The organism is Burkholderia sp. LMG 13014 (assembly GCF_905232215.1).
Lineage (GTDB): Bacteria > Pseudomonadota > Gammaproteobacteria > Burkholderiales > Burkholderiaceae > Burkholderia.
In genome coordinates this window covers 1-6,360 of record NZ_CAJNKE010000348.1, presented here as the reverse complement: position 1 = coordinate 6,360, position 6,360 = coordinate 1, and the positions used below count along the sequence as shown (strand labels likewise).

Below are 6,360 nucleotides of genomic sequence, written 5' to 3'. Positions count from 1 at the left end.
AGGCGCAGCAGGTCGGCCACCGTGTTGACGTTGAGCTTTTCCATGATGTTCGCGCGGTGCGCTTCGACCGTCTTGATGCTGATGCCGAGATCGTCGGCGATCTGCTTGTTCAGGCGGCCCGCGATGATCCGTTCGAGCACCTGCTGCTCGCGCGCGGTCAGCTTCGACAGGCGTTCGCTCGCGGCACGCTGTTCCTGAACGCTCTTGCTTTCGTTTCGGGCCTTGTCGAGCATCCGCTCGACGAGCTTGCGCAGCTCGGCTTCGTCGAACGGTTTCTCGATAAAGTCCATCGCACCCTTTTTCATCGTCGAGACGGCCATCGGCACGTCGCCGTGACCCGTGACGAAGATGATCGGCAGCGCGGCATTGTCGGCAATCAGGCGTTCCTGCAGTTCGAGGCCGCTCATGCCCGACATCCGTACGTCGAGGATCAGGCAAGCGATCTGGCCGGCCTGCTGTGCAGGCTGGTAGGCATCCAGGAACTGCTCGGCGCTCGAGAAGCATTGCACGCGATAGCCGTTCGCCTCCAGCAGCCAACGCAGCGAGTCCCGTACGGCCTCGTCGTCGTCGACGACAAAGACGGTTTCCTGTGTGGTGGTGACAGGGCTATTCATAGTTCTCCCGTAACAGTATGTGATGCCGATGCCTCGCGCCCCCCTCGGCCGAGATCAGCGGGTTCCCCAATGGGCAGGCTGCAGTGGAACGTTGCGCCGGAAATGCGGCCATCCGGCTCGACGTTGTTGACCACCCACAGACGCCCCCGATGCGATTCGATGATCGAACGGCAGATGTTCAGCCCCATGCCCATGCCATCGGACTTGGTGCTGTAAAACGGTTCGAACAGGCGCTCGGCGGTCGCTTCGTCGACGCCCGGGCCCTGGTCGATCACGCGGATGTCGACGAAGCCCGCCTCGATGTCGGCGGTGACGCGGATCACGCCGTCCGCCGACGCCGGCTTCACGTCGGCCATCGCCTCGGCCGCGTTCTTCATCAGGTTCACGAGCACCTGCTCGATCAGCACGGGGTCGACATAAATAATAGGCATTCTTGCGAGGATTTCCGTGACGATCCGGATCCTGCGCTTCCTGGCCTCGATTTCGGCGAGCCCGACCGCGTCGGCGACGATGTCCGCGACCCGCGCCGGCTGGCGCTTCGGCTCGCTGCGCTTCACGAATTCGCGGATCCGCTTGACGATCATCCCCGCGCGCAGCGCCTGCTGCGCGGTCTTTTCCAGCGCGGGCTGCAGCGTCTCCGGCGTGCCGCGGCCGCTCTTCACGAGCGCGAGCGTGCCCGAGCAGTAGTTGTTGATCGCGGCGAGCGGCTGGTTCAATTCGTGAGCAATCGACGACGCCATTTCACCCATCGTCATCAATCGGCTCGTGAACTGCAGCTTCTCTTCCTGCTGGTGCGCGAGTTCCTGTGCCTTCTTGCGGGTCGTGATGTCGGTCGCGATCTGCATCTGCGCGAGGTGGCCGTCCACCCACTGGATGTACTGGCGGCGCACCTCGAACCACTTCTGGATGCTCTCGACGTACACCTCCTGCGCGTCGGCGGTGCTGCTCGTCAGCGCGGCGGCCGGCAGGCCCGCGAACGCGTCGACCATGTCGATCGAATCGGACGATGCCTGCGCGCGGTCGAAGCCGCCGCCCGACAGCTCGAGATGGCCGTCCGGACGAATGCCGAACAGGTGGCGGTAGTAGCGGTTCGCGAACAGCAGCTCGGCCTCGTCGGCGGCCAGCACCGACACCGCGGCGTCGAGGCTTTCGAGCACCGTCGTGAAGCGCTCATGGGCGGCCGCGAGTTCTTCGCGCGCGCGCTTCGGCTCGGTGATGTCGGTCATCGACGACATCCAGCCGGTCTGGCGGCCCGAGCTGTCGATCAGCGGCGACACGTACAGGCGCGCATGGAACAGCGTGCCGTTCTTGCGCCGCACGCGCAGCTCGAAGCCCGAGCTCGGCGCCTTGCCGCGCAGCGTCATGTCGAGCTGGCGCTGCATTTCCGGGTACGCGTCGCGCGGCCAGTACGGGAACGGCGCGACCTTGCCGACGAGGTCGGTCTCGTCCCAGCCCGTCATCCGGCAGAACGCGGGGTTCACGTGCGTGATGCGGCCGTGCATGTCGAGCACGCGCATGCCGATCAGCACCGAGTTTTCCATTGCGCGGCGGAAGAACGCTTCCGCATACAGCGCCTGCTGCGCCTCGAAACGCTGGCGCGTGTGCTTCCACAGGCTCCAGAGGCTCCACAGCACGAAGCACGACAGGCCTGCCACGAGCCACACGAGCGTGTTGTTGGTCAGGTTCGTGAGCTGCGGGAATGCGTACACACGCACGGTCAGCCCCTGGCCGGGCGGATCGAGCGGCAGGTCGTAGTGCGAGTCGCGCGGCAGGCGCGGGCGGGTGGAGGTGGACGACAGCTCGCGGTTGTTCGCGTCGGTGATCGAGATCTTGTACTTCGACGACAGTTCCTGCGGGATGTCGTGCTTCAGGATGCCTTCGACCGAGAACACCGCGGCGATCGAGCCGAGGTACTCGCGGTCGCCGCGCATCACGGGCGTCTGCAGCGTGATGAAGCCGTTGCCGAAGTCGTCGTAGATCAGCGGCGAATAGGCCTGGCGGCGCGTGCTGCGTGCCTCGTCGTAGGCGCCGCGCACGGCGTCCTGCATCTGCGCTTCGCCGGGTTTCGCGAGCCGCTGGCCGAGCAGCGGCGGATGCACGGTCGGCCAGCGCTGCACGCCGGGCGACGTGTACCAGTTCAGGTAAAGGATTTCCGGATGCGTCTGCATCACGTCCGCGACGGCCATCTGGAACGCGTTCTGGTCGAGGCGGCCGGACGCGAGATCGCGCGACAGCGCCTGGAGCTGTTCCTGCGCCCCTGTCATCGACAGGCGGATCTGCTGCTGGGCCCACGCGACGTTACGGAACAGGGTGTCTTCCTGCTGTTGCTGCTCGCGGCGATTGAGGCTCCACAGAATGAGGCTCACCACCACCAGGAACACGAGGATCGACAGCAGTGGCGTCAGCAAATAGGAATTGGACCACCACGGTCCGTGGTGCCAACGGGACGGCTGCGACTCCGCCGGCGGGCCCGACGGTCGCGCCGAGCGTGCGAAAAGCCGATCGGTCAACATGGCAGGATTGTAGCGCAGCGCAATACATGGAAAACCTATACCGGATATGTTGAACGGAAACGGATTTGTTCAGCCGGGACGTGCCGGAGAGCCCCGAATGATGGGTGCGGCGCAGCAATATTTCGTATTGCGAGAAAAGATCTCACAATTCGAAAATTTTGTTGCGCGTGCCCGTACACGCTCATTACAATCCGCTGGAGCTTGCCCGCAGCCGGTCGCGTCGCGTCGTCTGCACGAGAGCGATCCTCACATTCCAGGACCCAGGAGACGAGAATGTCCGCTGTACCGAACGAAGTGATGAAATATGTCGCCGCCGAACATGACGACGACCCGCAAGAAACCGTCGAGTGGCTGGAGTCGCTCGATGGCGTGATCTCCTCCGTGGGCACCGGCCGCGCGCACTACCTGATTGAAAAGCAGATCGAATTCGCGCGCGTGCACGGCGAACACCTGCCGTTCTCCGCGAATACCCCGTACATCAACACGATCCCGGTCGCCGCGCAGGCGAAGATCCCGGGCGACCAGGACATCGAGCACCGCATCCGTTCGTACACGCGCTGGAACGCGCTGGCGATGGTGCTGCGTGCCGGCAAGGACACGAACGTCGGCGGCCACATCGCGTCGTTCGCGTCGGCCGCGACGCTCTATGACGTCGGCTACAACCACTTCTGGCACGCAGCGTCCGACCAGCACGGCGGCGATCTCGTGTTCGTGCAGGGCCACTCGTCGCCGGGCGTCTACTCGCGCGCGTTCCTGCTCGGCCGCCTGAAGGAAGAGCAGCTCGACAATTTCCGCCAGGAAGTCGACGGCAACGGCATCTCGTCGTACCCGCACCCGTGGCTGATGCCGGATTTCTGGCAGTTCCCGACCGTGTCGATGGGCCTCGGCCCGATCATGGCGATCTACCAGGCCCGCTTCATGAAGTACCTGCAGGCGCGCGGCATCGCGAAGACGGAAGGCCGCAAGGTGTGGGCATTCCTCGGCGACGGCGAGACGGACGAACCGGAATCGCTCGGCGCGATCGGGATGGCGAGCCGCGAGAAGCTCGACAACCTCGTGTTCGTGATCAACTGCAACCTGCAGCGTCTGGACGGCCCGGTGCGCGGCAACGGCAAGATCATCCAGGAACTCGAATCGGAATTCCGCGGCGCCGGCTGGAACGTGATCAAGGTCATCTGGGGCAGCCGCTGGGATGCGCTGTTCGCGCGCGACAAGTCGGGCGCGCTGATGCGCCGCATGATGGAAGCCGTCGACGGCGAATACCAGACGTACAAGTCGGAGTCGGGCGCGTACGTGCGCGAGCACTTCTTCAACACGCCTGAACTGAAGGCGCTGGTCGCCGACTGGTCGGACGACGACATCTGGGCGCTGAACCGCGGCGGCCACGATCCGCACAAGATCTACGCGGCGTTCCACGAAGCCAGCAACACGAAGGGCGCGCCGACCGTCATCCTCGCGAAGACCATCAAGGGCTACGGGATGGGCGAGTCGGGCCAGGCGATGAACATCACGCACCAGCAGAAGAAGCTGCCGGTCGAGCAACTGAAGAAGTTCCGTGACCAGTTCCGCCTGCCGATCACCGACGAGCAGATCGCCGACGTGCCGTACCTGAAGTTCGAGGAAGGCTCGAAGGAGCTCGAATACATGCGCAAGCAGCGCATGGACCTCGGCGGCTACCTGCCGCACCGCCGCGAGAAGGCGACGTCGCTGCCGGTGCCGGTGCTCGACGCGTTCGAGCCGCTGCTGAAGGGCACGGGCGAAGGCCGCGAGATCTCGACGACGATGGCATTCGTGCGGATCCTGAACATCCTGCTGAAGGACAAGACGCTCGGCAAGCGCGTCGTGCCGATCGTCCCGGACGAATCGCGTACGTTCGGCATGGAAGGCCTGTTCCGCCAGATCGGTATCTGGAACCAGCAGGGCCAGAAGTACGTGCCGGAAGATTCCGACCAGCTGATGTTCTACAAGGAATCGGAAACCGGCCAGATCCTGCAGGAAGGCATCAACGAAGCGGGCGGCATGTGCGACTGGATCGCGGCGGCGACGTCGTACTCGACGCACGGCGAGATCATGGTGCCGTTCTACATCTTCTATTCGATGTTCGGCTTCCAGCGGATCGGCGACCTCGCCTGGGCCGCAGGCGACATGCGTTCGCGCGGCTTCCTGCTCGGCGGCACCGCGGGCCGCACGACGCTGAACGGCGAAGGCCTGCAGCACGAAGACGGCCACTCGCTCCTGTGGGCGGCATCGGTGCCGAACTGCGTGAGCTACGACCCGACCTTCGGCTACGAACTGGCCGTGATCATCCAGGACGGCCTGCGCCGCATGGTGCAGGACCAGGAAGACGTGTACTACTACATCACGGTGATGAACGAGAACTACGAGCACCCGGCGATCCCGCAGGGCGAGCACGTGGCGGCCGACATCATCAAGGGCATGTACGCGTTCAAGAAGGCCGACGCCGACCAGAAGGCACCGCGCGTGCAACTGCTGGGTGCGGGCACGATCTTCAACGAAGTGATCGCCGCTGCCGACCTGCTGAAGAACGACTGGGGTGTCGCTGCCGATCTGTGGAGCGTGCCGAGCTTCACCGAGCTCGCGCGTGAAGGTCACGAGATCGAGCGCTGGAACCTGCTGCATCCGACCGAAGAGCGTCGCCTGTCGCACGTGCAGAAGTGCCTGAAGGACACGCAGGGCCCGGTCATCGCATCGACCGACTACGTCCGTGCGCTGGTCGACCAGATCCGCGGCCAGATCGATCGCCGCTTCGTCGTGCTGGGCACGGACGGCTTCGGCCGCTCGGATACCCGCGAGAAGCTGCGTCACTTCTTCGAAGTCGACCGTCATTGGGTCACCGTCGCCGCGCTCAACGCGCTGGCCGACGAAGGCACGATCGAGCGCAAGGTGGTCGCGGACGCGATCGCCAAGTACAACCTCGATCCGTCCAAGCCCAACCCGATGACCGTTTAACGCACACGCCGTGTGATGCTGCGCGCCGCTCCCGCGAGGGGCGCGCGCGGCCATGGAGACAGAAACAGATGAGTCAAGCGATCGAAGTGAAGGTGCCGGATATCGGCGATTACAAGGATGTGCCGGTGATCGAGATCGGCGTGAAGGTCGGCGATACGGTCGAGCCGGAGCAGTCGCTCGTCACGCTCGAGTCGGACAAGGCGACGATGGACGTGCCGAGCCCGGTAGGCGGCGTCGTGAAGGAAATCAAGGTCAAGGTGGGC

4 protein-coding genes are annotated in these 6,360 nt (G+C 64.6%); 2 read left to right on the top strand and 2 right to left on the bottom strand.

Annotated features, from left to right (window positions below; genetic code table 11):
• Positions 1-614 (bottom strand): oxygen response regulator transcription factor FixJ (gene fixJ, locus JYJ84_RS25605; RefSeq protein ID WP_186248982.1); only part of this gene is annotated, 614 nt, incomplete at its 3' end.
• Positions 611-3,127 (bottom strand): PAS domain S-box protein, encoded by a 2,517-nt coding sequence (gene fixL / locus JYJ84_RS25600; RefSeq protein WP_205185625.1) that lies wholly within the window; start codon positions 3,125-3,127, stop codon positions 611-613. The genes fixL and fixJ, both read right to left, overlap by 4 nt.
• A gap of 273 nt (positions 3,128-3,400) precedes the next feature.
• Here fixL and aceE point away from each other — a divergent pair, with 273 nt between their 5' ends.
• Entirely contained in the window at positions 3,401-6,097 is a 2,697-nt protein-coding gene (aceE, locus tag JYJ84_RS25595; protein WP_174976912.1) for a pyruvate dehydrogenase (acetyl-transferring), homodimeric type, read from the top strand.
• Between the two features lie 68 nt (positions 6,098-6,165).
• The coding region (locus JYJ84_RS25590) for a biotin/lipoyl-containing protein (protein ID WP_307872176.1) at positions 6,166-6,360 on the top strand (195 nt) is incomplete at its 3' end.